This is a genomic window from Pseudomonas simiae, from assembly GCF_000934565.1.
Taxonomy (GTDB): Bacteria; Pseudomonadota; Gammaproteobacteria; order Pseudomonadales; family Pseudomonadaceae; genus Aquipseudomonas; species Aquipseudomonas simiae.
On sequence record NZ_CP010896.1, the window covers coordinates 3,053,611 to 3,080,076 of the forward strand.

Annotated in this window: 23 protein-coding genes; 12 read left to right on the top strand and 11 right to left on the bottom strand. The window is 60.2% G+C overall.

Annotation, left to right across the window (positions count from 1 at the left end):
* Window positions 1–3 precede the first annotated feature (3 nt).
* The 4 genes from PF1751_RS13595 to PF1751_RS13610 all read left to right on the top strand — a co-directional run bounded on the left by PF1751_RS13595 (window position 4) and on the right by PF1751_RS13610 (window position 4,920).
* Entirely contained in the window at window positions 4–1,626 is a 1,623-nt protein-coding gene (locus PF1751_RS13595) for an ArnT family glycosyltransferase (RefSeq protein WP_044287213.1), read from the top strand.
* A gap of 183 nt (window positions 1,627–1,809) precedes the next feature.
* Entirely contained in the window at window positions 1,810–2,520 is a 711-nt protein-coding gene (locus PF1751_RS13600) for an HPP family protein (RefSeq protein WP_010210415.1), read from the top strand.
* A gap of 141 nt (window positions 2,521–2,661) precedes the next feature.
* Window positions 2,662–3,765 (top strand): enoyl-CoA hydratase/isomerase family protein, encoded by a 1,104-nt coding sequence (locus PF1751_RS13605; protein ID WP_010210414.1) that lies wholly within the window; start codon window positions 2,662–2,664, stop codon window positions 3,763–3,765.
* Between the two features lie 3 nt (window positions 3,766–3,768).
* Window positions 3,769–4,920, top strand: coding sequence for an acyl-CoA dehydrogenase family protein (locus PF1751_RS13610; protein ID WP_010210413.1), 1,152 nt, complete (start codon window positions 3,769–3,771; stop codon window positions 4,918–4,920).
* 61 nt (window positions 4,921–4,981) lie between these two features.
* Here the strand turns inward: PF1751_RS13610 and PF1751_RS13615 are convergent, their stop codons facing one another.
* From PF1751_RS13615 to PF1751_RS13630, 4 genes are read right to left on the bottom strand one after another with little or no spacing between them, the layout of a single operon-like run.
* The gene (locus PF1751_RS13615; RefSeq protein ID WP_010210412.1) at window positions 4,982–5,755 is read right to left on the bottom strand and encodes an enoyl-CoA hydratase; all 774 of its coding nucleotides are present in this window, start codon (window positions 5,753–5,755) and stop codon (window positions 4,982–4,984) included.
* 11 nt (window positions 5,756–5,766) lie between these two features.
* The gene (locus PF1751_RS13620; RefSeq protein ID WP_021493134.1) at window positions 5,767–6,894 is read right to left on the bottom strand and encodes an acyl-CoA dehydrogenase; all 1,128 of its coding nucleotides are present in this window, start codon (window positions 6,892–6,894) and stop codon (window positions 5,767–5,769) included.
* A 9-nt stretch (window positions 6,895–6,903) separates the two neighbouring features.
* Window positions 6,904–8,088, bottom strand: coding sequence for an acetyl-CoA C-acyltransferase (locus tag PF1751_RS13625; RefSeq protein ID WP_021493133.1), 1,185 nt, complete (start codon window positions 8,086–8,088; stop codon window positions 6,904–6,906).
* Window positions 8,089–8,100: 12 nt separating this feature from the next.
* On the bottom strand, window positions 8,101–8,868 hold the full coding sequence (locus tag PF1751_RS13630) for an SDR family NAD(P)-dependent oxidoreductase (protein WP_044287214.1): 768 nt from the start codon (window positions 8,866–8,868) through the stop codon (window positions 8,101–8,103).
* A 200-nt stretch (window positions 8,869–9,068) separates the two neighbouring features.
* Between PF1751_RS13630 and PF1751_RS13635 the strand changes: the two genes are divergently transcribed.
* The 4 genes from PF1751_RS13635 to PF1751_RS13650 all read left to right on the top strand — a co-directional run bounded on the left by PF1751_RS13635 (window position 9,069) and on the right by PF1751_RS13650 (window position 14,405).
* Window positions 9,069–9,962 (top strand): bestrophin family protein, encoded by an 894-nt coding sequence (locus PF1751_RS13635; RefSeq protein ID WP_010210406.1) that lies wholly within the window; start codon window positions 9,069–9,071, stop codon window positions 9,960–9,962.
* Between the two features lie 70 nt (window positions 9,963–10,032).
* Entirely contained in the window at window positions 10,033–11,091 is a 1,059-nt protein-coding gene (locus PF1751_RS13640) for a tetratricopeptide repeat protein (protein ID WP_021493132.1), read from the top strand.
* A gap of 144 nt (window positions 11,092–11,235) precedes the next feature.
* The gene (locus PF1751_RS13645; protein WP_021493131.1) at window positions 11,236–12,735 is read left to right on the top strand and encodes an ATPase domain-containing protein; all 1,500 of its coding nucleotides are present in this window, start codon (window positions 11,236–11,238) and stop codon (window positions 12,733–12,735) included.
* Entirely contained in the window at window positions 12,735–14,405 is a 1,671-nt protein-coding gene (locus tag PF1751_RS13650) for an ATP-binding protein (RefSeq protein ID WP_021493130.1), read from the top strand. Before PF1751_RS13645 ends, PF1751_RS13650 begins: the two co-directional genes overlap by 1 nt.
* Before the next feature lie 206 nt (window positions 14,406–14,611).
* Here PF1751_RS13650 and PF1751_RS13655 read toward each other — a convergent pair whose 3' ends face one another.
* From PF1751_RS13655 to PF1751_RS13675, 5 genes are all read right to left on the bottom strand, one after another.
* On the bottom strand, window positions 14,612–14,989 hold the full coding sequence (locus PF1751_RS13655) for a response regulator (protein WP_003217591.1): 378 nt from the start codon (window positions 14,987–14,989) through the stop codon (window positions 14,612–14,614).
* 78 nt (window positions 14,990–15,067) lie between these two features.
* A complete protein-coding gene (locus PF1751_RS13660; protein WP_010210402.1) occupies window positions 15,068–16,261 on the bottom strand; it encodes a hybrid sensor histidine kinase/response regulator in 1,194 nt (397 codons plus the stop codon).
* Window positions 16,255–16,860, bottom strand: a complete 606-nt coding sequence (locus tag PF1751_RS13665; protein WP_010210400.1) for a chemotaxis protein CheB — start codon at window positions 16,858–16,860, stop codon at window positions 16,255–16,257. The genes PF1751_RS13660 and PF1751_RS13665 overlap by 7 nt, the downstream gene beginning before the upstream one ends.
* Complete coding sequence (locus PF1751_RS13670; RefSeq protein WP_010210399.1) at window positions 16,857–17,687, bottom strand: CheR family methyltransferase; 831 nt, start codon at window positions 17,685–17,687, stop codon at window positions 16,857–16,859. The genes PF1751_RS13665 and PF1751_RS13670 overlap by 4 nt, the downstream gene beginning before the upstream one ends.
* Complete coding sequence (locus PF1751_RS13675) at window positions 17,688–21,191, bottom strand: response regulator (protein ID WP_010210397.1); 3,504 nt, start codon at window positions 21,189–21,191, stop codon at window positions 17,688–17,690. It lies immediately after the preceding gene.
* A gap of 240 nt (window positions 21,192–21,431) precedes the next feature.
* Here PF1751_RS13675 and PF1751_RS13680 point away from each other — a divergent pair, with 240 nt between their 5' ends.
* Together PF1751_RS13680 and PF1751_RS13685 are read left to right on the top strand one after the other, a co-directional pair.
* Window positions 21,432–21,788 carry a response regulator gene (locus PF1751_RS13680; protein ID WP_010210396.1) on the top strand — a complete coding sequence of 119 codons (357 nt, stop codon included), beginning with the start codon at window positions 21,432–21,434 and terminating at the stop codon, window positions 21,786–21,788.
* 162 nt (window positions 21,789–21,950) lie between these two features.
* Window positions 21,951–23,351 carry a DUF1254 domain-containing protein gene (locus PF1751_RS13685; protein WP_021493127.1) on the top strand — a complete coding sequence of 467 codons (1,401 nt, stop codon included), beginning with the start codon at window positions 21,951–21,953 and terminating at the stop codon, window positions 23,349–23,351.
* A 49-nt stretch (window positions 23,352–23,400) separates the two neighbouring features.
* On the opposite strand, the gene PF1751_RS13690 is transcribed toward PF1751_RS13685, so the two are convergent.
* Window positions 23,401–24,072 carry a DUF3313 domain-containing protein gene (locus tag PF1751_RS13690; RefSeq protein WP_010210394.1) on the bottom strand — a complete coding sequence of 224 codons (672 nt, stop codon included), beginning with the start codon at window positions 24,070–24,072 and terminating at the stop codon, window positions 23,401–23,403.
* A gap of 89 nt (window positions 24,073–24,161) precedes the next feature.
* Window positions 24,162–24,656, bottom strand: a complete 495-nt coding sequence (locus tag PF1751_RS13695) for a hypothetical protein (protein ID WP_044287215.1) — start codon at window positions 24,654–24,656, stop codon at window positions 24,162–24,164.
* A 166-nt stretch (window positions 24,657–24,822) separates the two neighbouring features.
* Between PF1751_RS13695 and ccoN the strand changes: the two genes are divergently transcribed.
* Window positions 24,823–26,250 (top strand): cytochrome-c oxidase, cbb3-type subunit I, encoded by a 1,428-nt coding sequence (ccoN, locus tag PF1751_RS13700; RefSeq protein ID WP_044287216.1) that lies wholly within the window; start codon window positions 24,823–24,825, stop codon window positions 26,248–26,250.
* 1 nt (window position 26,251) lies between these two features.
* Complete coding sequence (locus PF1751_RS13705; protein WP_044287217.1) at window positions 26,252–26,461, top strand: cbb3-type cytochrome c oxidase subunit 3; 210 nt, start codon at window positions 26,252–26,254, stop codon at window positions 26,459–26,461.
* Window positions 26,462–26,466: the final 5 nt, after the last annotated feature.

Genomic DNA, 26,466 nt, shown 5'->3' on the forward strand with positions numbered 1-26,466 from the left:
GACGTGAACACTGCCCAACCGTCGCTGTTAAGCCCCGCGATCCGCCGTCAATCCCTCGGCTTGGGATTGCTGGCGTTGCTGCTGTTCATCGCCGGCAACTGGCATCAGGCAATCATCGGCTTCGACTCACGCTTCGTGCTGTTTGCCCAGGAGATGCTGCGCCATGGGCCCGGTTTCTTTCCGACCACCTATGGCCAGCCTTACGCGGATTACCTGGCTACCTCGACGTTGATGACGTGGCTGGTGTCTTTGCCGTTTGGCGAGGTCACCCGCTTTACCGCCTGGCTGCCTACGGCCATTGCCTCGGCGTTGATCGTCACCCTGGTGTACCGCCTGACGGCCCCTTACTCCCAGCGCTGGGGACTGTTGAGCATTGCGATGCTGTTGCTGAGCAGCAGTTTCATCAGCGAAACCCGCGCGGTGTCCCTCGACCAGATGTTGGCCGCAATCGCCCTGGCGGTGTTCTATCTGGGGTACGCCCACGACCACTTCGGTGCAGGTAAGCGCCTGCATTGGCTTTACCTGCTGCTGATTGTCGGCTTTGCAGTGCGTGGGCCGATTGGGCTGGTCGTTCCCACTGGCGTGTTGTGCAGCTATTACCTGATCAACCGCCAATGGCGCCCACTGTTCAGCTTCGGATTGCTTGCGCTGGCGTTGCTGGTGGCCTGTGTCGGCTTGCTGTTGTTGATGGCCAAGCTGAGTGGCGGCGAGCGCTTCATGCAGGACGTGATTCGCATGCAGTTCCTCGGGCGCATGGATGGCAGCGAAGGTTCCAGCGGCGTGCTGTATTACTTCACCAGCTCCCTGGGCAACTATGCCCTGGCGTATCCGATGGCCGTGCTTGTGCTGCTGGCCATGGTGATCAGCGGGCGCCGGGCGCCGGGGCCGGCCTTGCAGTTGGTGTGGTACTGCGCTGCCGCAGGCTTGCTGGTGATGCTGGGCTTGTCGATCCCACAGGCGAAAAAGGCGCGGTATGTACTGCCGATGTTGCCCATGGCGGCGATGATTGCGGCGTATCCGTTCCAAGTGGCGCACGTGCGGTTGTTTGCCTGGTTGCGTGGGTTGATGCTGGGCATCTGGACGTTGTTGCCGACGCTGTTGATCGCCGGATTGCTCTTCGCACGGCCGCGCTACCCGGAACATTTGAGTCATTTGGGCTGGGTGTACGGCGTGCTTGGGGGGCTGCAGGGAGTGGCGCTGCTGGCGCTGTTCAAGTCGCAACTGCGCCAGGTCGGACCGGCTTTTGCCGCGGTACTGGCGGTATGGGCCACTTATATCCTGGTGGTCGAACCGCTGGAACGCAGTGTCTATGACACACGCACCTTTACCCTGCAGGTGCATGAACAGGTGATGCAGCAGCGTGCTCCTGTGGTGTTGCACGGCCTGGGCAAAGACGCCAAGGCGATCAAATACATGGTCAACCTCGACTGCGACCAAGTACCGTTGTTCACTCAGCAAGCGGCCGAGCTGAAGCCCATCCAGGCGCCAGCCTGGCTGGTAATGAGTCAAGCGGATTACGAAGGCTTGCAGGACCCGCGCTTTCGCAGCATCACGCCCACCCTGGTCGGTGAGTTTGACCGCAACCCTTACGTACTGCTGCACTTGGCCAAACCGCCGCAACCTTAAAGACTGCGCCGGCCTTCAATTCATTATTTTTGCACTCAACCTGCATCAATATGCATTGGCGCGGTTCTTCCGAGGTGGGCACACTGCACGGGTTCCTTCCCCCAAATGTTGGAACCTTCAAAGGGCTTTTCCGGGCAACCAGACAAGCCTTTTTTTTGCCCGCTGTTTATGGACCCCCTTTCAATGTTCGCTCGCTGGTTCCCCGCTGCTATCAACACCCGCCCCACTGAATGGAGCCGTGCCGCCATCGGCATGGCCTTGGGCACCCTCCTCAGCGTCTGGCTGTGTGCCCAAGTGTTTGGCATGGAGGTGGCGTTGCACCTGCTCGGCCCCCTCGGCGCCTCGGCGGTGTTGTTGTTCGCCGTGTCGTCCGGTGCACTGGCGCAACCCTGGTCGATCATTGGCAGCTACCTGTGCGCGGGCGTGATTGCGTTGCTGGTGGCCCGCGTCCTGGGTCCCTCCCTGGGCGGCGCCTGCCTGGCGGCCGGCATGACGGTGGTGCTGATGTGCTGGCTGCGTTGCCTGCATCCGCCAGCCGGCGGATTGGCGATGACACTGGTGTTGGCGGACCCGGCTTCCGCCGCCCTGGGCTGGTATGAATTGGGCGCCGTGCTGCTCGGTGCCGGCGCCTTGCTGGCCTGCGCGCTGGTTTACAACAACGCGACACGCACGCGCTACCCAAAAGGCGCCGTTGAAACACCCGCGCCTATCTTGGGCAACCCCAAGGCCGCTCGAGACCCAGCGATTACTGCCGACGATCTGAAGCTGGCGCTGTCCGAAATGGAACAATTCTACGATGTAGAGCCCACGGAGCTGGAAGCGTTGATCCATGCCGCAGAAACCCACGCCCGACGCCGCAGCATCGGTGAGGTACTGGCCAGTCGGGTGCCGTGAGGCACTCATCCATTCACTGCATAAATGCAAAAACAACCTGCATGATTGACGGTTGTACTGGGCAAATTTGCACTGGTACGATCGCGAGATGGTTCGTCCGCGAACATCTTGATAAAGAACAATAAAAGCAGGGAGTTATCGATGACTGCTCAGGTTTCATCCGAGGCAAGCCACGCAGAAACACTTCAGGACGAAGTCCTCGCCGAGGTCCGTAACCATATCGGCCACCTCACCCTCAATCGCCCCGCCGGCTTGAACGCCATTACCCTGAACATGGTGCGCAGGCTGGCGTCCCAGCTAAAAGCCTGGGCCGATGACCCGCAGGTGTACGCCGTGGTCCTGCGCGGCGCCGGTGAAAAAGCCTTCTGTGCCGGCGGCGACATCCGTTCGCTTTACGACAGCTTCAAGAATGGCGACACCCTGCACCAGGACTTCTTCGTCGAGGAATACGCACTGGACCTGGCCATCCACCATTACCGCAAACCGGTCCTGGCACTCATGGACGGGTTTGTCCTGGGGGGCGGCATGGGCCTGGTGCAAGGCGCCGACTTGCGCGTCGTCACCGAGCGCAGCCGCCTGGCAATGCCGGAAGTGGCCATCGGTTACTTTCCTGATGTGGGCGGCAGCTACTTCCTGCCGCGTATTCCGGGTGAGCTGGGGATTTACCTGGGGGTTACCGGGGTGCAGATCCGTGCGGCCGATGCGCTCTACTGCGGGCTGGCGGATTGGTATCTTGAGAGCAGCAAGCTTGCCGACCTGGACAATAAGCTTGACCGCCTGCAATGGCACGACTCGCCACTCAAGGACCTGCAAGGTGTGCTCGCCAAACTGGCGGTGCAGCAACTCCCCGACGCGCCCCTGGCCGTCTTGCGCCCCGCCATTGACCACTTCTTCGCGTTGCCGGATGTGCCGAGCATTGTTGAACAACTGCAACAAGTCACCGTGGCCGACAGCCACGAATGGGCCCTGACCACCGCCCACCTGATGCAGACCCGCTCACCCCTGGCCATGGCCGTCACCCTTGAAATGCTACGCCGCGGGCGTCGCCTGCCCCTTGAGCAATGTTTTGCCCTGGAGCTGCACCTGGACCGCCAATGGTTCGAACGCGGCGACCTGATCGAGGGCGTGCGTGCGCTGATCATCGACAAGGACAAGGCCCCGCGCTGGAACCCACCGACTCTGCACGGACTGGCCCTCAGCCATGTAGAAAGCTTCTTTCATAACTTCAAGAAGGTTGCGAACTAAGTCATGCAAGATATTGAATATACTGAAGAACAGGTGATGATCCGCGACATGGCACGCGACTTTGCCCGTGGTGAAATCGCGCCCTACGCCCAAGCCTGGGAAAAAGCTGGCTGGATCGACGATGCCCTGGTCGCCAAGATGGGCGAACTGGGCCTGCTGGGCATGGTAGTGCCGGAAGAATGGGGCGGCACCTATGTCGATTACGTCGCCTACGCCCTCGCCGTGGAAGAGATCTCCGCTGGCGACGGCGCCACCGGTGCGCTGATGAGTATCCATAATTCAGTGGGTTGCGGGCCAATCCTCAATTACGGCACAGAGTCGCAGAAGCAGACTTGGCTGGCTGACCTCGCCAGCGGCCAAGCGATTGGCTGCTTTTGCCTGACCGAGCCCCAGGCCGGTTCCGAAGCCCACAACCTGCGCACCCGAGCAGAACTGCGCGACGGTCACTGGGTGATCACAGGCGCCAAGCAATTCGTCAGCAATGGCAAGCGCGCCAAATTGGCGATCGTGTTTGCCATCACCGACCCTGAACTGGGCAAGAAAGGCATCTCGGCGTTCCTGGTGCCCACCGCAACACCAGGCTTCGTGGTGGACCGCACCGAACACAAAATGGGCATTCGCGCTTCTGACACCTGCGCCGTCACCCTCAACCAATGCACAGTGCCCGAAGCCAACCTGCTGGGTGAGCGTGGCAAAGGCCTGGCGATCGCCCTGTCCAACCTGGAAGGCGGACGCATCGGCATTGCCGCCCAGGCACTGGGAATCGCCCGGGCGGCGTTTGAGGCGGCGTTGGCTTACGCCCGTGATCGCGTGCAGTTCGACAAAGCAATCATCGAGCACCAGAGCGTGGCCAACCTGTTGGCCGACATGCAAACCCAGCTCAATGCCGCCCGCTTGCTGATCCTGCACGCTGCGCGACTGCGCAGTGCCGGCAAACCGTGCCTGTCGGAAGCCTCCCAGGCCAAGCTGTTTGCCTCGGAAATGGCGGAGAAGGTCTGCTCGTCAGCCATGCAGATTCATGGCGGCTATGGGTATTTGGAGGATTATCCGGTGGAGCGTTACTACCGGGATGCGCGGATCACGCAGATTTACGAGGGGACCAGCGAGATTCAGCGGATGGTGATTGCCAGGGAGCTCAAGCACTACCAACTGTAAACCCGACCTGTAGGAGCCGGCTTGCCAGCTCCTACAGGTTTGTGGCAGGTGGGAGACCGGGTTATCTGTCTTTAAAGTCCGGTGCTCGCTTGGCCACAAACGCCGCCATGCCTTCCTTCTGATCCTGCGTTGCAAATGCTGCATGGAACACCCGGCGCTCAAACCGCACGCCTTCCGACAGGCTCACTTCAAACGCGCGGTTCACGCTTTCCTTGACCATCATGCTGATAGGCACTGACTTGCCAGCAATCAAAGTGGCGACTTTCAGCGCCTCTTCCAACAGCTCATCCGCCGGCACGATGCGCGCGACAATCCCGCAGCGTTCGGCTTCCACCGCGTCGATAAAACGCCCGGTCAGGCACATTTCCATGGCCTTGGCCTTGCCCACCGCGCGGGTCAGGCGCTGGGTGCCACCCATGCCCGGCAGTACGCCCAGGTTGATTTCCGGCTGACCGAACTTGGCGCCATCGCCTGCCAGGATGAAGTCGCACATCAACGCCAGCTCACAGCCCCCGCCCAAGGCAAAACCGTTCACCGCGGCAATGATCGGCTTACGGCGGTTGGCGACGCGGTCGCTGTCGCTGAACAGGTCGTCAAGATAGATCTGCGGGTAGGTCAGCTCGGCCATTTCCTTGATATCGGCACCGGCGGCGAAGGCCTTCCTGGAACCGGTCAGCACAATGCAGCCGATTTGCGGGTCGGCTTCCAGGCCATCCAGCGCCTGGTTCAATTCACTGACCAGCTGCGCGTTCAGGGCGTTCAAGGCTTGCGGGCGATTGAGGGTAATCAGCCCAACGCGGCCTTGGACTTCGAGCAAAATGGTTTCGTAACTCATGTATCGGCTCCTTAGAGGTTGCGTGAGATGACCATGCGCTGGATATCGCTGGTGCCTTCGTAAATCTGGCAGACCCGCACGTCGCGGTAGATCCGCTCCAGCGGGAAGTCGCTCAGGTAACCGTAACCGCCCAGGGTTTGCAAGGCGGCCGAACAGACTTTCTCGGCCATTTCCGAGGCGAACAGCTTGGCCATCGAGGCTTCCACCAGGGCCGGCTTGCCGCTGTCACGCAGCGCGGCCGCGTAATGCACCATCTGCCGGGCGACCGCAATTTGCGTGGCCATGTCCGCCAGGCGGAAGGCCACGGCCTGATGTTCAATGATCGGCTTGCCGAAGCTTTCACGCTCGCGGGCATAGTCGCGGGCCGCTTCAAAGGCGGCGCGGGCCATGCCCACCGCTTGCGAGGCGATGCCGACGCGGCCGCCCTCAAGGTTGGCCAGGGCAATCTTGTAACCTTCGCCCTCTTCCCCTAGGCGGTTGGCGACCGGCACCTTTACGTCCTCGAACAGGATCTGGCAGGTGTCGGACGCATGCTGCCCGAGCTTGTCTTCGACCCGTGCCACGCTGTAGCCCGGCGAATCGGTCGGCACGATAAACGCGCTGATCCCCCGTTTGCCCGCCGCCGGGTCAGTCACGGCGAACACAATCACCACCCCGGCGTTCTGCCCGGAGGTGATGAACTGTTTGCAGCCATTCAGTACGTAATGGTCACCTTCCAGACGCGCACGGGTTTTCAAACTACTGGCGTCGGAACCTGCCTGGGGTTCGGTGAGCGCAAAGGCGCCGAGCATAGCGCCGCTGGCCAGGGGCTTGAGGAACTGCTCTTTCTGCTGGTCGTTACCGAACTTCAGGATCGGCACGCAACCGACCGAGTTGTGCACGCTCATAATGGTGGAGCAGGCGCCGTCACCCGCAGCGATTTCTTCCAGGGCCATGGCGTAGGCCAGGTAGCCGGTGTCGCAACCGCCCCACTGTTCCGGCACCAGCATGCCGAAGAAACCCAGCTCGGCCATTTCACCGATGGCTTCCTTGGGAAAGCGGTGCTCGCGGTCCCATTCGGCGGCAAAGGGTTTCAGGCGTTCCTGGGCAAATTGCCGGGCCGCGTCGCTGATTTGCAGTTGTTCTTCATTGGGCAACATGGTCAGTCCTTAGTACAGGCATTCGACGGCCATGGCCGTGGCTTCACCACCGCCGATGCAAATGGCTGCAACGCCACGCTTGAGGCCGTTCTGTCGCAAGGCCGAGAGCAGCGTCACCAGGATCCGCGCACCCGATGCACCGATCGGATGCCCCAGGGCACAGGCGCCGCCGTGGATATTGACCTTGGCGTGGGGGATGTCCAGCTTGCTCATGGTCACCAGGCTGACCACGGCAAAGGCTTCGTTGATCTCGAACAGATCGACTTCACCCACGTTCCAGCCGGTCTTGGTCATCAACTTGCGGATAGCGCCCACCGGCGCCACCGGGAATAATCCCGGTTCATCAGCAAACGCTGCGTGCCCATGAATCACGGCCAAGGGCTTGAGGCCGCGCTTCTGGGCCTCGGACTGGCGCATCAGCAGCAAGGCTGCCGCACCATCGGAAATCGAACTGGCGTTGGCCGCCGTCACTGTGCCGCCGTCGCGGAACGCCGGCTTCAGGCTGCTGATCTTGTCCAGCTTGGCCTTGGGGGGTTGTTCGTCATGCAGGATGGTTTTCTGCTCTTTGCCTACGGTGACCTGCACCGGGACTATCTCGGCGGCAAAGTTGCCATGGGAGATCGCCTCTTGCGCACGGGTCAGGGACGCGATGGCAAACGCGTCCTGGGCCTCGCGGGTGAAGCCGTTGTGCAGCGCGCAGTCCTCGGCAAAGGTGCCCATCAGGCGGCCCTTGTCGTAGGCGTCTTCCAAACCGTCAAGGAACATGTGGTCGAGCACCTTGCCGTGCCCCATGCGGTAGCCGCTGCGGGCGCGGTCCAGCAGGTACGGTGCGTTGGACATGCTTTCCATGCCACCGGCGATGACCACATCAACGCTGCCGGCCAGCAGCGAATCATGCGCCAGGATCGCGGCTTCCATGCCCGAGCCGCACATCTTGTTGAGGGTGGTGCAGCGCGTGGCCTTGTCCAGGCCCGCGCCCAACGCCGCCTGGCGTGCGGGTGCCTGGCCGAGGCCAGCGGGCAGTACGCAGCCGAACAGCACTTCATCCACGGCATCGGTGGCGATACCGGCACGCTCGACCGCCGCACGAATGGCGGCGGAACCCAGCTGCGGCGCAGTCAAGCCCTTGAGATCACCCTGAAACCCGCCCATGGGCGTGCGCACGGCGCTGACAATAACGATGGGGTCGGTCATGGGAACTCCTCCTTATTTGGCCGCCATGCGCAAAGCACCGTCGAGACGGATCACCTCGCCATTGAGCATGCTGTTCTCGATGACGTGCCGCACCAGCGCGGCGTATTCGGCGGGTTTGCCCAGGCGTGGCGGAAACGGCACGCCCGCAGCCAGGGACTCGCGCACTTGCTCCGTCATGCCGGCCATCATCGGCGTTTCAAAGATGCCGGGGGCAATGGTCATGACGCGGATACCAAACCGCGCCAGTTCTCGCGCGGCAGGCAATGTGAGGCTGGCGATGGCGCCCTTGGACGCAGCATACGCCGCCTGGCCGATCTGCCCGTCAAACGCGGCGACGGAGGCGGTATTGATGATCACACCGCGCTCGCCGTCGGCATTCGCCTCGGTTTCGGCAATGGCGGCGGCCGCCAGGCGTAACAGGTTGAAGCTGCCGATCAGGTTGACGTTGATCACCTGGGCGAAGCTGGCCAGCCCGTGAGGGCCGTCCTTGCCGAGGATTTTCTCGCCACGCACCACGCCGGCGCAGTTCACCAGCCCATGCAACCCGCCAAACGCCGCAACTGTGGCCTGCACGGCGGCTTCGGCGGCCGCTTCCTGGCTGATGTCCGCCACGGCGCTGCGTGCATTCTCACCCAGCTGCTGGGCCTTGGCCGCCACAGCATCCGCGTTGAGGTCCACCAGCATCACCTTGGCACCTGCCGCTACCAACATTTCAGCAGTGGCCGCGCCGAGGCCCGAGGCACCGCCACTGACCAGGAAGATCTTGTTTTCAATCTGCATTGTTATTCTCTTTAACAGTCCGAATCGTCGAAATAGTCGCCCCAGAGCGCCACTGCGGCAATGGTCAAAGCCCTCAACCTGCCTGACTGGTTTGGCCAGTCATCGACCCCGCCGATCAGCCCGTCAGCTCAATCGATTGGACGGGCGCAGTGCGTGCTTCTAACCTGATGGGCTGCACCGACACAGAAGCCCGCCCCTGAATGATAGTCCGACCCAAACCCAACCTCCTGGGCATCCTGTTTTCCCTCAAGGGGTCAATAGCCAAGCGCATCGCCTTGCGCAGCCTGTTAGTCACCTTGCTGGCCTCGGTGATCGTGCTGGTGGAAACCCTGCATCCGGCGTATTTCTCCAAAGTCAATGCCACGCCATTCACCTTGCTCGGGCTGTCGCTGTCGATTTTCATGAGCTTTCGCAACAACGCCTGCTATGACCGCTGGTGGGAGGGTCGCAAGCAGCTGGGGCAGATGATCATCGATGTGCGCTCGTTGATCCGCGAAACCCAAGTGCTGCGGGATCCGGCCGAACGTGCGGGTTTGCTGCGAAGCGTGTGCGGCTTCGCCCATGGCCTGGTTGCACGGCTGCGGCATGAAGATGAAGCCCAGGCCATTAAGCCGTGGAGCCAGTTCCAGGCCAACCATCCCAACCTGCCCGACAACCTGCTGCAACAGGTCGGCGCACGGTTTAGCGCATTGGCTGAACAAGGCGTGATCAGCGAATGGCGCTACACACAGTTGGAGGCGCGCCTGGTCAGCCTCAGCCAGGTGCAGGCGTCCTGCGAGCGGATCAAGAGCACGCCGCTGCCCTTTCCCTATACCTTGTTGCTGCATCGCACTATTTACCTGTTCTGCATCCTGCTGCCGTTTGCCATGGCCGAGCCGTTGGGTTGGTTGACGCCAGTGTTCACTGCCATCGTCAGCTACACGTTTTTCGGCCTCGATGAAATCGGTGATGACCTGGAGGACCCATTCGGCTTTGACGAAAACGATCTGCCCTGCAATGCCCTCCTGCGCACGCTGGAGCGCGAAGTATTGGCCGCCCTTGGTGAAACCGATCTGCCACTGCCATTGGAACCGGTGGAATACGTGTTGACCTGATGCGGGTTTGACACCTGCCGTGGTCTGACCGAAGCTGACGGCTTTGCTGCCCACGCTTTCGGACGCCTGCATGTCAAAGTCACGCCGTTACTCCATCGTCGGCCTGTGCGCCCTCCTGTTGATTGTGCTGATCACTTGGTATTTCTCCCGTGCCACCCCGGTGGCCGTACCGCCCACCATTGCCCATGGTTACTCCAAGGCCCTGAAACAGGCGCGTAATGGCGAACCTGGCGCAGCGCGCGTGTTGTACCAACAACTGGGCCGGCCGGACCTGTCCCCCGAGCGCCGTGCTGCGTTGCATGCAGAACTGCCCAACTACCCCAGCCCGCAAGCCCTGAAGCTGGCGGACAAAGACCTGGCCAGCGAGTCGCCCCTGGTGCGCGAGGCGGCCATTCACAGCATTGTCGGCCTGGTGCCGACCGGCCAGCGCACGTTGTTGCTCGGGCCGGTGCTCGACGACCCCGAACAAGCAGTTCGATTTGCTGCCGCCAATGCCTTGCTGGGCCTGTCACCTGACACGCTGGGTCTGTACTTCGGGCCATTGCAGCAGGTCCTCGATGAGTTCGTGAAAAAGCTCAAGGCCCAGCCCGAAACGGCAGAAGGTTGGATTCAACTGGCGCGCCTGTACATCCACAGCGCTCTGTTGCCGGAAGCGCAAAATGCCCTGGAGCAGGCCATGCGCTTGCAACCGGACAACTTGCAAGCTGTTGTGGCGCAGATAGAGTTACTGGATAAACAAGGCAAGACCGACGAGTCCCGCCAGTTATTGGCACGCCAATTGGCGGCGCACCCTGAGTCGGCCTACCTGCAGCACGCCTTGGGCATGTGGCTGTTGCACCACGGCGAGAGGCCCTATGCCCTGCTCGGTCTGTCCAAAGCCGTAGAGTTGGAACCGGACAATCAGGATTATCGCTACGACCTCGCCACCACCCTGCATGCCCAGCAGGAACTGGAGGCGGCCCAGCGGCAACTGGAAGAAGTCGTCCAGCGTCACCCTGCCAATCGCAAGGCACGGGTGCTGCTGATCAATTACTGGAAGGAAAGCGGCCAGTTGCAGAACGTCCAGGTTCTGCTCGCACAGCTTGAGCAACAGAATCCGGATGATCCCGCGCTGCAACAAGGTCTGTAGGTTCAGGTTAAACACGTGTAAACCCAGGCCCTTGTTGCACAAATTCTACGAAACGTTGAACCGCCAGAAGCCACTACGGTCAAGTGAATATGGCGCACGCCGAGCCGGCGCGCGCCTCTATTTGAACGTGACCGAGGGCACTCCTTGTCTACATCCAACGAGCTGTTGAGTGAAAAAGCCGCTACCGGCATCGAAGGTCTTGACGACATTCTTGCCGGCGGCCTGTCGCGCAGCCACCTGTTCCTGCTGGAAGGCGAACCGGGTACCGGTAAGACTACCGTTGCGCTACATTTTTTGCAGGCCGGCGCGAAAAACGGTGAGACCTCGTTATATATCACCCTGTCCGAGACCGAGCGTGAGTTGCGCCAGGGCGCCACGTCCCATGGTTGGGACCTCGATGACAATATTCATATCTTCGAACTGACCCCGCCGGAGAGTCTGCTCAACGCCGAGCACCAGCAGAGCTTGCTGTATTCCTCCGACCTGGAACTGGGCGAAGCGACGCGACAGATTTTCGAGGTGGTGGAACGGGTCAAGCCAACCCGCGTGGTCGTCGACAGCCTCTCCGAGATCCGTCTGTTGGCGCAAAGCTCCTTGCGCTACCGCCGGCAGATCCTGGCAATCAAACACTACTTCGTGCGTTATGACGCGACTGTCTTGCTGCTCGACGACCTGACCACCGAGTCTCTCGATAAAACCGTGCACAGCGTCGCCCATGGCGTGATCCGCCTGGAGGAACTGACCCCCAACTACGGCGCTGAACGCCGCCGCGTGCGCGTGGTGAAGTACCGTGGCCAGAAATACCGGGGTGGCTTCCATGACTTCACCATCATGCAGGGCGGTGTGCATGTGTTCCCGCGCCTGGTGGCCGCCGAACACCGTGGCGGCTACAACCGCCAGACCCTCACCAGCGGCATCCGCGAGTTGGATGCGTTGCTGGGCGGCGGGATCGAGACCGGCTCCAGCAGCCTGATCCTGGGGCCTGCGGGTACTGGCAAATCGCTTATCTCGATGATCTTCGCCGCTGCCGCCGTGGCGCGGGGCGAGAAGGCCGCGCTGTTTATCTTTGATGAAGAGTTGGGCCTATTGTTCGAGCGCATGAAAAACATGGGCATCGACCTTGCCGCCTTACAGGCCACCGGTAATTTGTTCATTGAACAAGTAGACGCCGCCGAACTGACCCCCGGTGAGTTTTCGCACCGTGTACGTCGTTGCGTGGACGAACGGGGCATCAAGACCGTGGTGATCGACAGCATTAACGGTTACCAGGCGGCAATGCCGGAAGAAAACGCGCTGATCCTGCATATGCACGAGTTGTTGCTGTACCTCAATCGCCGAGGCGCTGCCACCTTCATGACGGTGGCCCAACACGGGCTGGTGGGCGATATGCAGGCACCCGTGGACATTACCTACCTGGCCGACACCGTGATCCTTTTGCGCTATTTCGAAGCCATTGGCGAAGTGCGCCGCGCCATTTCGATCATCAAGAAACGCACCGGCACCCATGAGTCGACGATTCGGGAATACCGCATCGGCAGTCGCGGCATGACGGTCGGTGAGCCGCTGAACAACTTTCAAGGGGTGTTACGCGGTATTCCAACTTACATGGGTGCCGGTTCTCCCCTGCTCAAGGATGAGGGCTAGTGACGGTCCTTTCTCCTCTCTCCGAACGCGCGATTATCCTCGCGCCCTTGGGGCGCGACGGCGCGTTGGCACTGATGATGCTCAACGAGGCCGGCTACAGCGGTATCGTCGCCACCGACTTGAACAGCCTGTGCGAGGCGTTGGCACAAGGCAGCGGCTTGTTGATCATTGCTGCCGAAGCCTTGCGCGGCGTTGACCTGGAACCGTTGCTCGACTACCTGCATCGACAACCGGCCTGGTCGGACCTGCCCATCGTCCTCATGACCCATCACGGCGGCAGCGAGCAGAATGGCTCGAGCCACCTGAGCCGGCTACTGGGCAACGTGACATTCCTGGAACGTCCGTTCCATCCGGTGACGCTGATCAGCCTGGTCAGCACTGCATTGCGCGGCCGGCGAAGACAATACGAAGCGCGCGATCGCCTGATCGACCTGAGCGAAAGCGAGTTGCGCCTGCAACGTACCTTGGAAACCCTCGAACAACAGGTAGAGGAACGTACAGCGCAACTGCGCCACAACGAAGAAGCGTTGCGCCAATCTCAAAAGATGGAAGCGGTCGGGCAGTTGACCGGCGGCATCGCTCACGACTTCAACAACATGCTCACGGGCATCATCGGCAGCCTGGAGTTGCTGCGCAGGCGTGTGTCCCGAGGCAAGCTTGACGACCTCGACAGCCTGATCGACCTGGGTGTCACCTCCGCCAATCGTGCAGCAGGGCTCACCCATCGCTTGCTGGCGTTTTCCCGCCGGCAATCGTTGGACTCAAAACCCGTGGAGATCAACCAACTGGTGGTTTCCATGGGCGAACTGCTGCAACGCAGCATCAATGAAAGCATCAAGCTGGATATGCGCCTGACCGGTGAGTTGTGGACCGCCGAAGCCGACCCCAACCAACTGGAAAGTGCCCTGCTCAACCTGGTGATCAATGCGCGAGACGCCATGCCGGGCGGTGGCCAATTGCTGGTGGAAACCAGCAACCGCCATCTGGACAACGTATTCACTGCCGCCTATGGCACCTTGACGCCGGGCGACTACGTGGAACTGAGCGTCAGCGACACCGGCTGCGGTATCCCCGAGAACGTGATGGGCCGGGTGTTCGATCCGTTCTTTACTACCAAGCCGATTGGCCAGGGCACGGGGTTGGGGTTGTCGATGATCTATGGTTTTGCCCGCCAGTCGCGCGGACACGTCACCCTCCACAGTGAAGTGGGCAAAGGCACCACCGTCAGCCTGTTTTTGCCGCGTTTTATCGGCGAAATCACCGCAAACCTGCCGGCTGACCCGGCGCTGCCGCCGTTTGCCAATGCCGGCGAAACCGTGCTGATTGTCGAGGACGACCCCGCAGTGCGTGTGCTGGTGAGTGCGGTGCTCAAGGAACTGGGCTATGCCTTCGTTGAGGCCAGTGACGCCGACACGGCGGTGCCGATCATCGAGTCGGACCAGCGTATCGACCTGATGATCAGCGATGTCGGCCTGCCCGGTATGAACGGCCGCCAGTTGGCGGAAATCGGCCGGCAGATCCGTCCGGACCTCAAGGTGCTATTCATTACAGGGTATGCCGAACACGCGGCGGTGCGGGGCGGGTTCCTGGACCCGGGAATGCAGTTGATCACCAAGCCGTTTACCTTTGATTTGCTTACGGCGAAGGTGCGGGAAATGATCCGAGCGTGATTACCCGCTGCCGAAGACAGCAGCAGTGTCCGCTGTGGGCGAAGGCAGACGCTGACCTTTCAGCGTACGACGATTTAACGTGATCAATTCGGAGAGGGTGTTCGCATTGGAACGGAATCGACCCACCGGGCGCCGCTGTTCGACGCGTATGTAAATGGCGTCGGCGGCGCGTTCAACGCGGTTAATCAGATTGCCACAAGGACGTGTCACGCCAACAAGCGTTGTATGTGTTCCTGCAACGTATCCAGGTCAAACGGCTTGGCCAAGATAGGCGCGTTGCGCGTGATGGGGCTGTTGCAGTCGAGGATTTCCTGCGGGTAACCGCTGATGAAAATCACCTTCAATTCCGGTCGCAGCTTGATCGCGGGCTCAGCGATCTGCACGCCGGAAATCCCGCCCGGCAAACGGTAGTCCGTCACCATCAAATCCAAGTGCGGCTTGGTCGCTAGAATTTCAAAGGCCTGCTCCCCATCGATCGCCTTCAACACCCGATAGCCCAGGCCCGCCAGGTATTCACCCAGCACAAACATAATGGATTCGTCGTCCTCGACGATCAGTACGACATCTTGTGCATCTTCACTCATGGGAAGCCTTAGTCCGGTCAGTTGCTGCAATTACGACCATGGGGTCACGCAGAGGTTGCGTCGAGGTGACGATTGAATTCATGCCGAGGCCTGCAACGGCAGGCATACCCGGAACAAGGCGCCCTCGCCTATCTGGCTCTCGACCTCGATGGTGCCACCATGGGCTGCAACGATCTGCTCGGAAATGAACAGCCCAAGGCCCAGGCCCGCCGCCACTTGGCTGGCGGACACGCGCTCGAACTGTTGGAAAATACGCTTCTGGTTTTCTGCGCTGATGCCAATCCCATGGTCGCGCACCTCTACCCGCGCTTCGCCATGTTCGCTGTACACGCGCACCTCGACCGGGCTTTTTGCGCCGTAACGCAGCGCGTTGGTCAGTAGGTTGGTCACCACCTGCTCGATGCGGAATTCGTCCCAATGGCCCTCTACCGGGCCGTCGGCAACCAATGCCATGGACGAGTCAGCCGCTGCGACCTGGGGCGCGAAGTTCTCCACCAGGTTGCTGACAAGCTGGGCCAGGTCGAAACGCGCCGGGCGTATCGATAATTTGCCGGTGCGGATGCGCGACACATCGAGCATGTCTTCGATCAGGCGGATCAGGCTCTGGATCTGGCGTTCATCGCGGTCGACCATGGCGTGCATCTTGTCCAGGGTGAACGCGGCGGCGTTGTCCCGGGCCAGGTGCATCTTGCGCAGCTGGGTCTCCAGGATCAGGCCGTTGAGGGGCGTACGCACTTCGTGGGCGACGATTGACATGAAGTCGTCACGCATGCGCACGGCTTGTTCAAGCTCCGCCTGAGTGGCTTGCAGGCGTGTCAGCAACAACTCCTGCTCACGACGGCTGCGCTCCAGGGCCTCGACCTGGAGTTTCATCGCCTTGCTTTGGCGGTACAGGTCGACAAACACGTTGACCTTGCTCTTCACCGCATGAATATCCAGCGGCTTGTGCAGGAAATCCACGGCACCGCTTTCATAACCTTTGAACGCGTAATTGAGTTCACGGCCGGCTGCGCTGACAAACACAATCGGGATGTTCTTGGTCTTTTCGGTTCCGCGCATCAGTTCGGCCAACTCGAAACCGTTCATGCCGGGCATTTGCACATCGAGAATCGCCATGGCGAACTCATGCTCCAGCAACAGGGACAAGGCCTCGTCTGCGCTCAATGCCTTGAATACCTGGCGGTCCTCGCGCTTGATCAGCGCTTCCAGGGCCAGCAGGTTTTCCGGCAGATCGTCGACGATCAGCAGTTTGGCCTGGACAGTACTTAACATGGGGAATATTCCAGGGAAGCCAGCAATGAGCCAATGCGGCTCAGCGTCAGAATGTGGTCGGGTGTGTGCAGCGCCAGGGCTGCGCGAGGCATGACGGCAACGCGTGCTTCAGTGGGGTCTTGCACCACTGTAGTTCCGCCGTGTTGCTTCACGTGGGCCAAGCCGCGGGCGCCGTCATGGTTGGCGCCGGTCAACAAAATGGCGAGCAAGCCCTTGCCATAGGCATCGGCGGCGGATTCGAAGAGGTAATCAATCGCCGGCCGTGAGTGGTGCACGCGGTCCTCCTGGCTCAAGGACAAACTGCGGTCATGCTCCACCGACAGGTGATAGCCGGGGCCGGCAAAATACAGGGTGCCCGGCTTGATCACTTCCTTGTCGCGGGCTTCGACCACGGGCATGGCCACGCGGCGGTCGAACACCTCAGCCAATTGACTGCGACGCTCGTCCGGCAAGTGCAATACGGTGATGATCGGCAAGCCGAAATCGGCAGGCAGCTCGGCGAATATCGTCAGCAACGCCTCCACGCCACCGGCGGATGCGCCGATGACGATCGCTTCTATGCCCCGGACCGATGCCGGGCTGGCAGCCGCTTGATTCATAGTTTCCGGTAGATCCGTTCCTGTTTGACCAAGGGTTCGAACTGTTTGCCGTACACGGAGAAATCCAGCGTCTCCTTGCTGCCCAGCACCAGGAAACCGCGATGGCACAGCGACTCATGGAACAATCCAAACGCGCGATCCTGCAACTTTTTATTGAAATAAATCAGTACGTTGCGGCACGAAATTAATTGGGTTTCTGAGAATACACTATCGGTTGCCAGGCTGTGGTCGGCAAACGTGACATTCTCCCGCAGCGTCTTATCGAAGATTGCGTAATCGTAGGCCGCGGTGTAGTAGTCGGCAAATGAACGTTGACCGCCGGCCTGCTGATAGTTGGCGGTGTAGGCGCGTACGTTCTCCAGGGAAAAGATGCCCTGCTTGGCTTTATCCAGCGATGCCGGGTTGATGTCGGTGGCGTAAATGATCGTGCGTTCCAGCAAGCCTTCTTCGCGCAGCAGGATGGCCATCGAGTACACCTCCTCGCCCGTGCTGCAGCCGGCGATCCAGATCTTGATCGACGGGTAGGTCTTGAGCAGCGGCACCACTTCCTGGCGGATCGCCAGGAAGTGCGTCGGGTCGCGAAACATTTCGCTTACCGGAATCGTCAGGAACTGCAACAACTGCATGAACGCCGCCGGGTCGTGCAGCACGCGCTCCTGCAAAGCGGAAATGGTCGCACAATCAAACTGGCGCAGCGCGTGAGCCACGCGGCGCTTCACCGACGCCCCGGAGTAATCGCGGAAGTCGTAGCTGTACTTGAGGTAAATCGCCTCAATCAACAGGCGCAGCTCAATATCGCTGCTTTTTTCCAAAAAAGTTCGCTCCACTTAAATGCGTTCCATCTTCGGTAGCCATACGCGAATCAGTGAGAACAGACGGTCCAGATCGATCGGCTTGGCCAGGTAGTCATTGGAACCTGCTGCCAGGCAGCGCTCCTGATCGTCCTTCATGGCCTTGGCCGTCACCGCGATGATCGGCAGTTTTTTCCAGCGCGGGTCCTGGCGGATCAAGGCTGTGGCCTCGTAACCATCCATTTCCGGCATCATCACGTCCATCAGCACCAGGTCGATGTCCTCGACTTCATTGAGTTTGTCGATGGCTTCACGGCCGTTACGCCCGATCACCACCACGGCGCCTTTGTGCTCCAGGGCGCTGGTCAGGGCGAAGATGTTGCGCACATCGTCGTCCACCAGCAGGATCTTGCGCCCCTCGAAGACCTTGTCACGGCTGCGCGCGGTCTTGAGCATCTTTTGGCGGTCATGAGACAGCTGGGATTCGACTTTGTGCAGAAAGAGTGTGACCTCATCCAGCAGGCGCTCTGGCGAGCGGGCACCCTTGATGATGATCGAGCGCGAATACTTGCGCAGTTCCGCTTCTTCATCGCGGGTCAGGTTGCGCCCGGTGTAGACGATCACCGGCGGGAATGAGCAGATGTCCTCGGTCGCCATACGCTTGAGCAGCTCGTTACCGAGCATGTCCGGCAGCTTGAGGTCGATGATCATGCAGTCGTAGATATGGGTGCGCAGCAGGTCCAGGGCGGCCTGGGCGTACCCGACGTCGGTGATCTCGATGTCATCGTCGCCGATCAGGCGGGCAATGCTGTCGCGTTGCAGGTCGTCATCCTCCACCAGCAGCACGCGCTTGACCTTCTGGGTGAGCTTGGCTTCCAGGCGCGCGAACACGTCCTTGAGCTCTTCGCGGGTGGTGGGTTTGACGGCATACCCAATGGCGCCCATGTGCATGGCGGCTTCTACGCGGTCTTCCACGGAAATCACGTGCACCGGGATATGGCGGGTGTTGGCGTGCTCCTTGAGACGTTGCAGCACAGTCAGCCCGGAATGGTCAGGCAGGCGCATGTCCAGCAAGATCGCGTCGGGAATGTACTCTTCGGCCAGGCTGTAGCCTTCATCGGCGCCATGCGCCACCAGGCAGTTGTAGCCCAGCTCGTGGGCCAGGTCGAAGAGGATACGCGCGAAGTTTGGCTCATCCTCCACCACCAGGATACAGCGTGTGGCGAACGGCGCCTTGTCGCGGTCGTCGGCGAAACGCGGGATCTGGCTAGCATCGGCTACCGGCAGCGCGGACACCTTCACAGGGGTCGGAACCGGAGCGGGCGCCACCACCACTTGGCGGGGCTGCTCGATCGGCGCGGCGTCTTCTTCGCGTTCTACGTACTGCTCTGGCACTACCAGAGTGAAGACACTGCCCTTGCCTGGTTCGCTGCTCACGCTGATATAGCCACCCAGCAGGGTCGCCAGGTCGCGGGAGATCGACAGCCCCAGGCCGGTGCCGCCATAGCGGCGGTTGGTGGTGCCGTCCGCCTGGCGGAAGGCTTCGAAGATGCTTTCCTGCTGGTCCGGCGCAATGCCGATGCCGGAGTCGCGTACCGTGAAGGCAATGCCCTCCCCCGGCGCGCGGGACACTGACAGGCTGACCTCACCCTGTTCAGTGAACTTGATCGCGTTGGACAGCAGGTTCTTGAGGATCTGTTCCAGGCGCTGGCGGTCGGTGAACAGCATGGTCGGCGAACCTTCCTGCACGTCCACCTGGAACCCTAGCTTGCGATCGGCCGCCAACGGTTCAAACATTCCCCGCAGGCCGTCCACCAAGCGTGCCACGCTGGCGTTTTCCGGGAGCACTTCGAGCTTGCCGGCTTCGACCTTGGAAATATCGAGGATGTCATTGATCAGGTTGAGCAGGTCATTGCCGGCGGAATAGATCGATTCGGCGAACTTGACCTGTTCGGCGCTGAGGTTTTCCTGGGGGTTCTCCGCCAGCAATTTGGCCAGGATCAGCGAGCTGTTCAGCGGCGTGCGCAGTTCATGGGACATGTTGGCCAGGAATTCGGACTTGTACTTGCTGGAGCGCTCCAGTTCTTCGGCGCGGTCTTCCAGCTCAAGTTGAGCCTTGTTCAGCTCAACGTTCTTGCGGTCCATGGCGTCGCGTTGTTCGGCCAGGGTTTCGGTCTGCTCGGCGAGTTGCTCGTTGGTCTGCTCCAATTCAGCCTGCTGGGTTTCCAGGTGGGCCTGGGATTCCTTGAGGATGCGGGACTGTTCTTCCAGCTCTTCGTTGGCGGTCTTGAGCTCTTCCTGTTGCACTTGCAGCTCTTCGTTGAGCTGCTGGGTCTCGGCCAGCACTTCCTGCAGGCGCTGGCGATAGCGCGCGGCCTCGATGGAGGTGCCGATATTTCCGGCGATCAGTTCCAGCAGCTCGACGTCACGCTCTTCCAGGGGGCGCAGGAAGCCCAACTCGACCACGCCGTTAACGCGGTCATCGTCGCTGGTCGGCATCACCAGCACGCTGCGGGTCGAACCTTCGCCCAGGCCGGAGCTGACTTTGAAGTAGTCCACCGGCACGTCGTCCAGGCGAATCAGGCGGTCCAGCTGGGCTGCCTGCCCTACGATGCCTTCGTCGCTATAGATCGACTGTTCCTTTTGCTCCTGCTCTCGGGAGAAGCCATAGGTGGCGATACGCTTGAGGCCACCATGCTCTTCACGTACATACAGCGCCGCGACAGCCGAGCCCATGTACTGGGCAAAGAATTGCAGGATATTGCGGCCGAGCATGTTCAATGTGAGTTGGCCGAGCACTTGTTCGGCCAGTTCAGTCTGGCCATTACGCAGCCAGGCCTGTCGCTCAAGGCGGCGTGCTATCTTCTGTTGTGACGCGAGGTTTGCGCTGTAACTGTCTGATAATGAAACTAAATTCTTCCGACCGATATACGCCAGGAAACCACTTAGGCCCAGCACAAATACCAGATACAGAGTGACGCTGATCACGGTAGTGCGAGTGACTTCTTCATTGCGGGAGATGCGGAACTGCTGCTCCATCGCCACCGCGTCATCGTATTCCTTGCGGATCTCGTCGGTCAGGCGCTTGCCACGGCCGGCCTTGACTGCGCTGCGGTAGTCACCGCTCTCGCGCTGCATATCAATCATCGACTGGGCGTATTTGTTCCACTCGTATTGCAGGGCTTCGAGGCGCTTGAGGCGGTCCACCTGCTGCGGATTGTCCGCCACCAGCTCCTGCAGGTTGCGCAGGTCCGCAATGATGCGCGGCTTGGCGACTTCATAAGGGTCAAGGAAATGCTCGTCGCCGGTGATCAGGAAACCGCGCATGCCGGTCTCCAGGTCGACCGTCAGCTTGGACGACTCATTGAGGTTATTGATGACCCGGTCGGTGTGCTCCACCCACTGGATAACCGACAACAGATAGGTGATCAAGACGACGAAAAACACCGCGCTGAGCACGCCCACACCCAAGGGCAGTGCCACGTTTCGGCTGAGGAGGGTACGAAAGCTCTGTTCATCGACGGACGACGCGGGAGTCATGGGCATGCCTTGGCCAAATACGGAAAAACCGGGAGTTTGCCCCAAAGTCGCAAGCAAGACCATTTTTCTAGAACGGTTTTGTACAGATTCCTACAAAGGAACAGGCTATTCTCTCTGGTCTTTTCTATCGCATTGTTTTTACGGCCAGCGGGAACTTGTCATAAGTGCGCGCTTACTCAAGGAAGAGGCCTATCAAAACGGCCGCGTGTAAACCCTCGCCTTTTTTGGGAATTCCATATTATGTCCACACCCCCTTCCACCATCCTTGTCGTCGAAGACGATGCCATCGTGCGCATGCTCATCGTCGATGTTCTGGAGGAGTTGGAATTCAGTGTCTTGGAGGCTGCCGATGCTAAAGAGGCGCTGGCAGTGGTGCAAAACACCGGGCAGGTAATTGACCTGATGATGACCGACGTGGGCCTGCCGGACATGGACGGAAAGCAACTGGCGGCCAAGGTGCGCGAATTGCGCCCTGCTCTGCCCATCCTGTTTGCCAGCGGATATGCCGAGAACATCGACGTGCCGGACGGCATGCAAGTGATCGCCAAACCGTTCTCGATCGATCAGTTACGCGACAAAGTCAAATCGATGCTGTAGGCGCTTTAATACCGGTTTGTGAGTGCCGTCCCCATGGGCGGCATTTTTACGTCAGGCGTCCATAGATTAACGTGACCTTCGGCCCGTAAAACCGGACACTCAGCGCCTGCCCGCGCCATTCATCCTTATTCTTCAAAATGCACTCAGGAAGGACGTAACAACATGATTGGAAAACCGACGCGCCTGCTGTTGGCGAGCCTCTCGATACTCATGAGCAACGGCGTCTGGGCCGACTTCACCGCCACCCCAGGCGAAGCCCGGGCAATCGCCAAGGAAGCCTATCTATATGGCTATCCGGTCGTTGAGATGTACAAGACGCTCTACACCCAGGCCGTTGACCAAGGCGGCACGCGCTTCAAGACGCCGATTAACCGCATGGGGCATTCCGCTCAGGTGCCGGGGCCTAAAGACACTTCGCAATTCAAGCCCAACCCCGACACGCCCTACTCCTTCGTCTGGATGGATCTGCGCAGGGAGCCGTTGGTGCTCACGTTGCCGCGGATCGAGGACGATCGTTATTACTCAGTGCAGTTGATCGATCTTTACAGCCAGAACATCGCCTACCTGGGCACTCGCAGTACCGGCAACAATGGCGGCCACTACATGGTCGCGGGGCCTGACTGGAAGGGCCAGCAGCCAGTGGACGTAGACCGGGTGATCTACAGCGAAAGCAGCCTGGTGTATGCGCTCTACCGCACGCAGTTGTTTGATGAAAAAGACGTGGCCAAAGTCAAGCAGATCCAGAATGGCTACAAGGTGCAGCCGCTGAGCGGCTATGTGAAGCAACCGGCGCCGGACAAGGTGGCTAAAATCGAATGGCCCAAGCCCACGGCCGCCATGACAGACAGCCCACAACTGTTTCGCTACCTGAACTTCATGCTGGCCTACGCCAAGCCTCAGGACAGCGAGAAAGACGTGTTGGCTCGCTTTGCCAAGATAGGCATCGCGCCGGGTGCCCCGTTCAAGCTCAGCCAATTGAACGCGGAACAACGCAAAGCCCTGGAAGAAGGCATAGCCGACGCCAAGGCCGAATTTGCGGCATTCAAGAAAGACAAGATCGATACTCATCAAGTAACCAGCGGCGAACTGCATGGCAGCCGTGACCGCCTGAAAAACAATTACCTGTATCGATACGCCGGGGCCAACCTGCGCCTGTTCGGCAACTCGGCAGACGAAGTGGCCTACATGACCTACTCGGTCGACAGCGAAGGCAAACCGGCCAACGGCGCACGTCACAGCTACACCGTCCACTTTGCCAAAGACCAACTGCCACCGGCGGATGCTTTCTGGTCACTGACCATTTACGACGCCAAAACCGGGCAACTGGTGCCCAACCACAAAAAACGCTACCTGATCAATTCGCGGATGTTGCCTGACCTCAAGCGCGACGCCGACGGTGGGCTGACCCTGGCATTGCAGCACCACGAGCCGCCGAAGGCTGAACAGAGCAACTGGTTGCCAGCGCCGCCTGCGCCCTTCTATGCCGTACTGCGCATTTACCTGCCCAAGCCGGAAGTGGGTAACGGCCAGTGGAAGCTACCGCCTCTGACGCCGCTCAAGTAGGGCTGCCTGGCCGGCGGTGGTTGCCCCAACACGCCGGCCAGCACGGGGCTCAGTGTTTTTTCAACTTGAGGTAGGACTGGTGCAGATCTGACGCCCAGCCATCGATCACGCCTTTCACATCCTCGGCTTTCATCACCTGCGAATCATTAGCCAGCGGCTTACCGGTGCCTTTGCGCACCACCTGGGCGAGCACCTTGCCGCTGGCACCGTCGAGAAACTGCGCTTCGGTGCCCAGGGTGGTTTCCTGGTCACGGATGCCAGTACCCGTACTGACTGCGGCAGCGACCAGTGCGACCGGTACAAACTCATAGGGTTTGAGCCCCTCGGTCTTGCTGCTGACCGCAGTAATGGCCGCTCGTACTACGATCACACCCGGACCGGGGCCCTCGGCCAGGGGCAGCGACTTGACCAGCTCACGTTTGAGCGCCTGGTTGAAGTAATTGTTGATACCGCGCAAGGTGCTGTCCGGAATTTTTGCCGTTGCCTGGGGCTTGGGGTAAAACTGCGTTGGCTCGATATACACAGCGCTATAGCGGTTTAAATCCAATTGCGGATCGACCCAGCGCATCACTTCAGCGCCAGACGGCGACTTGGCTTCTTTCAGCTGGCTGTAGTCCGAGAGAAAACCGGAGTATTCATCCGGTTGCGTAATTTTGCTGGCACAACCCGCCAGTGCGAGCGAAGTGATGCACAGCGTGCTGATCAATAGCGTTAGTTTCATCGGTGAACTCCCTGGCGGTCGGCGCTGGATTGGTGAGCTCTAGGTATAGCTAATCCTGGGAAAATAACCCTGTGCCGACCGCCAGATGTTCAGGCCCTCTCGCGTGGAATCAGGCTCTGCAACTGCGACGCGAGGAAATTCGCGTCGAAGCCAAAGGTGTCCGGGTCTTTCAGGCCATTGGTCTTCTTCCACAGCCAATCATTTTTGTCCGCCGGCAACACCAACGAAACGCTGCCGTGGCGCGCGGCGGTCAAGCCCATGACCGACACGGAGATCAACCCACCCACCCCCATCACATCGGGCACGAACTCCACCGGTTTGCCGGTGATCTGCACCGTCAGTTTCTCGGTCTTGAACGTCGACGTATCCACCGGCACGCTGGGGCCGCTGGCAACATAGGCTTCACGGTGTACCTCCAGCAACCCGACCGTCTTTACCGGCTCAAGCCACTGCTCGATCTGGCCGAACAACTCATCGAGCTTTTGCGCCCAACGGGCTGACTGCACGTCAAATTGCTGTTTTTTGTGCGCTTCGCTGTCGGCGTAATGACGAAGCATCTCGCCCAGTTGCTGTACATCGTCCATTGCAGATTTCCTTGGGTGAGCCGGATTGCGAAGCCCGATCATGGCAGATGCGGCCGCTGAACGTACGGCTTAAAACTGATCCGCAACAATGAGGTTTTTCTGAGCCTGTTTTGTTTTGCCCCCGCTTCCTACAGTGCCGCCACTTGGAACCGTGGGAGGACTGAGCATGAGCACAGCATCAATCGGGCAGGCCTATAACTACAAAGTCGTCCGTCAATTCGTTATCGCCACTATCGTCTGGGGCGTGGTGGGCATGGCCATGGGCGTGTGGATCGCCTCGCAACTGGTGTGGCCGGAAATGAACCTGGACTTGCCCTGGACCACCTTCGGCCGCTTGCGGCCCTTGCACACCAGCCTGGTGATTTTCGGTTTTGCCGGCAGCGCGCAGTTTGCTGCCAGCTATTACGCGGTGCAGCGCACCTGCCAGGTGCGATTGTTCTCGGACAGGCTCGCAGCGTTCACCTTCTGGGGCTGGCAGTCGGTGATCGTGATCATGCTGATCAGCTTGCCGCTGGGCTACACCACCACCAAGGAATACGCCGAGATCGAGTTCTCTGGAGCGGTGTGGATGGCGGTGGTGTGGGTGGCCTATGCCATCGTGTTCTTTACCACCGTGGTGCGGCGCAAGACCCGGCATATCTACGTGGGTAACTGGTTTTTCGGCGCATTTATCCTGGTGATCGCCATGTTGCATGTGGTCAACCACTTAGCGATCCCGGTGGATTGGTTCAAGTCGTACCCGGTGTATTCCGGGGCCACCGATGCCATGGTGCAGTGGTGGTACGGGCATAACGCTGTAGGTTTTTTCTTGACCACCGGTTTTTTGGGGATGATGTATTACTTCGTGCCGAAACAAGTCGGACGTCCGGTGTATTCCTATCGCCTGTCCATCGTGCACTTCTGGGCGTTGATCACCCTGTACATCTGGGCCGGCCCCCATCACCTGCACTACACCGCCTTGCCGGATTGGGCGCAGTCGTTGGGCATGGCCATGTCACTGATTTTGCTGGCGCCGAGTTGGGGCGGGATGATCAACGGCATGATGACCTTGTCCGGCGCCTGGCATAAATTGCGCACCGACCCGATCCTGCGCTTCCTGGTGCTGTCCCTGGCGTTCTACGGCATGTCGACGTTCGAGGGGCCGATGATGGCGATCAAGACCGTCAATGCCCTCTCCCACTACACCGATTGGACCATCGGCCACGTACACGCCGGGGCCCTGGGGTGGGTCGCGATGATTACCTTTGGTTCGCTGTACCACATGATCCCCAAAGTGTTCGGGCGCGAGCAGATGCACAGTGTGTCCCTGATCAACCTGCACTTCTGGCTCGCGACCATCGGCACCGTGCTGTACATCGCTTCGATGTGGGTCAACGGGATTACCCAGGGCTTGATGTGGCGAGCGGTCAACGATGACGGCACCCTCACCTACTCCTTTGTCGAAGCCTTGCAGGCCAGCCATCCGGGGTTTGTGGTGCGATTTGCCGGTGGTGTGTTCTTCCTCACCGGGATGGTGCTGATGGCCTACAACACGTGGCGTACCGTGCGGGTCGCTGACGTGAACATGGCGCAGCTTGATGCGCGGATCGCCTGAGATGTGGGGCCTGCTGATGGTGGTGTGCCTGTATGGCGCGGTGGAGTACTGCTTGCGCGGTCAGTCGCAGAAGAGCCTGGAAGATGCCAGCTTGATGCCCTTTGCCGATGATCCTGAGGTGGCGCGGCGCGTGGAGCTGGCGACCGGCAAGCCCATCAACGCGGTGGCGCCGGAGGAAGCCAAGCCGGGCTGGGTTAACCTGGACATGTAAAACTG

Excerpts from the sequence above, each read along its gene's own strand:
- PF1751_RS13630 (WP_044287214.1), bottom strand. The coding sequence starts at position 8,868 with ATGCAGATTGAAAACAAGATCTTCCTGGTCAGTGGCGGTGCCTCGGGC.
- PF1751_RS13705 (WP_044287217.1), top strand. The coding sequence starts at position 26,252 with ATGTGGGGCCTGCTGATGGTGGTGTGCCTGTATGGCGCGGTGGAGTAC.
- PF1751_RS13620 (WP_021493134.1), bottom strand. The coding sequence starts at position 6,894 with ATGTTGCCCAATGAAGAACAACTGCAAATCAGCGACGCGGCCCGGCAA.
- PF1751_RS13640 (WP_021493132.1), top strand. The coding sequence starts at position 10,033 with ATGTCAAAGTCACGCCGTTACTCCATCGTCGGCCTGTGCGCCCTCCTG.
- PF1751_RS13610 (WP_010210413.1), top strand. The coding sequence starts at position 3,769 with ATGCAAGATATTGAATATACTGAAGAACAGGTGATGATCCGCGACATG.
- PF1751_RS13685 (WP_021493127.1), top strand. The coding sequence starts at position 21,951 with ATGATTGGAAAACCGACGCGCCTGCTGTTGGCGAGCCTCTCGATACTC.
- PF1751_RS13690 (WP_010210394.1), bottom strand. The coding sequence starts at position 24,072 with ATGAAACTAACGCTATTGATCAGCACGCTGTGCATCACTTCGCTCGCA.
- PF1751_RS13605 (WP_010210414.1), top strand. The coding sequence starts at position 2,662 with ATGACTGCTCAGGTTTCATCCGAGGCAAGCCACGCAGAAACACTTCAG.
- PF1751_RS13675 (WP_010210397.1), bottom strand. The coding sequence starts at position 21,191 with ATGACTCCCGCGTCGTCCGTCGATGAACAGAGCTTTCGTACCCTCCTC.
- PF1751_RS13655 (WP_003217591.1), bottom strand. The coding sequence starts at position 14,989 with ATGAGTGAAGATGCACAAGATGTCGTACTGATCGTCGAGGACGACGAA.
- ccoN (WP_044287216.1), top strand. The coding sequence starts at position 24,823 with ATGAGCACAGCATCAATCGGGCAGGCCTATAACTACAAAGTCGTCCGT.
- PF1751_RS13625 (WP_021493133.1), bottom strand. The coding sequence starts at position 8,088 with ATGACCGACCCCATCGTTATTGTCAGCGCCGTGCGCACGCCCATGGGC.
- PF1751_RS13680 (WP_010210396.1), top strand. The coding sequence starts at position 21,432 with ATGTCCACACCCCCTTCCACCATCCTTGTCGTCGAAGACGATGCCATC.
- PF1751_RS13695 (WP_044287215.1), bottom strand. The coding sequence starts at position 24,656 with ATGGACGATGTACAGCAACTGGGCGAGATGCTTCGTCATTACGCCGAC.
- PF1751_RS13635 (WP_010210406.1), top strand. The coding sequence starts at position 9,069 with ATGATAGTCCGACCCAAACCCAACCTCCTGGGCATCCTGTTTTCCCTC.
- PF1751_RS13615 (WP_010210412.1), bottom strand. The coding sequence starts at position 5,755 with ATGAGTTACGAAACCATTTTGCTCGAAGTCCAAGGCCGCGTTGGGCTG.
- PF1751_RS13660 (WP_010210402.1), bottom strand. The coding sequence starts at position 16,261 with ATGTTAAGTACTGTCCAGGCCAAACTGCTGATCGTCGACGATCTGCCG.
- PF1751_RS13600 (WP_010210415.1), top strand. The coding sequence starts at position 1,810 with ATGTTCGCTCGCTGGTTCCCCGCTGCTATCAACACCCGCCCCACTGAA.
- PF1751_RS13665 (WP_010210400.1), bottom strand. The coding sequence starts at position 16,860 with ATGAATCAAGCGGCTGCCAGCCCGGCATCGGTCCGGGGCATAGAAGCG.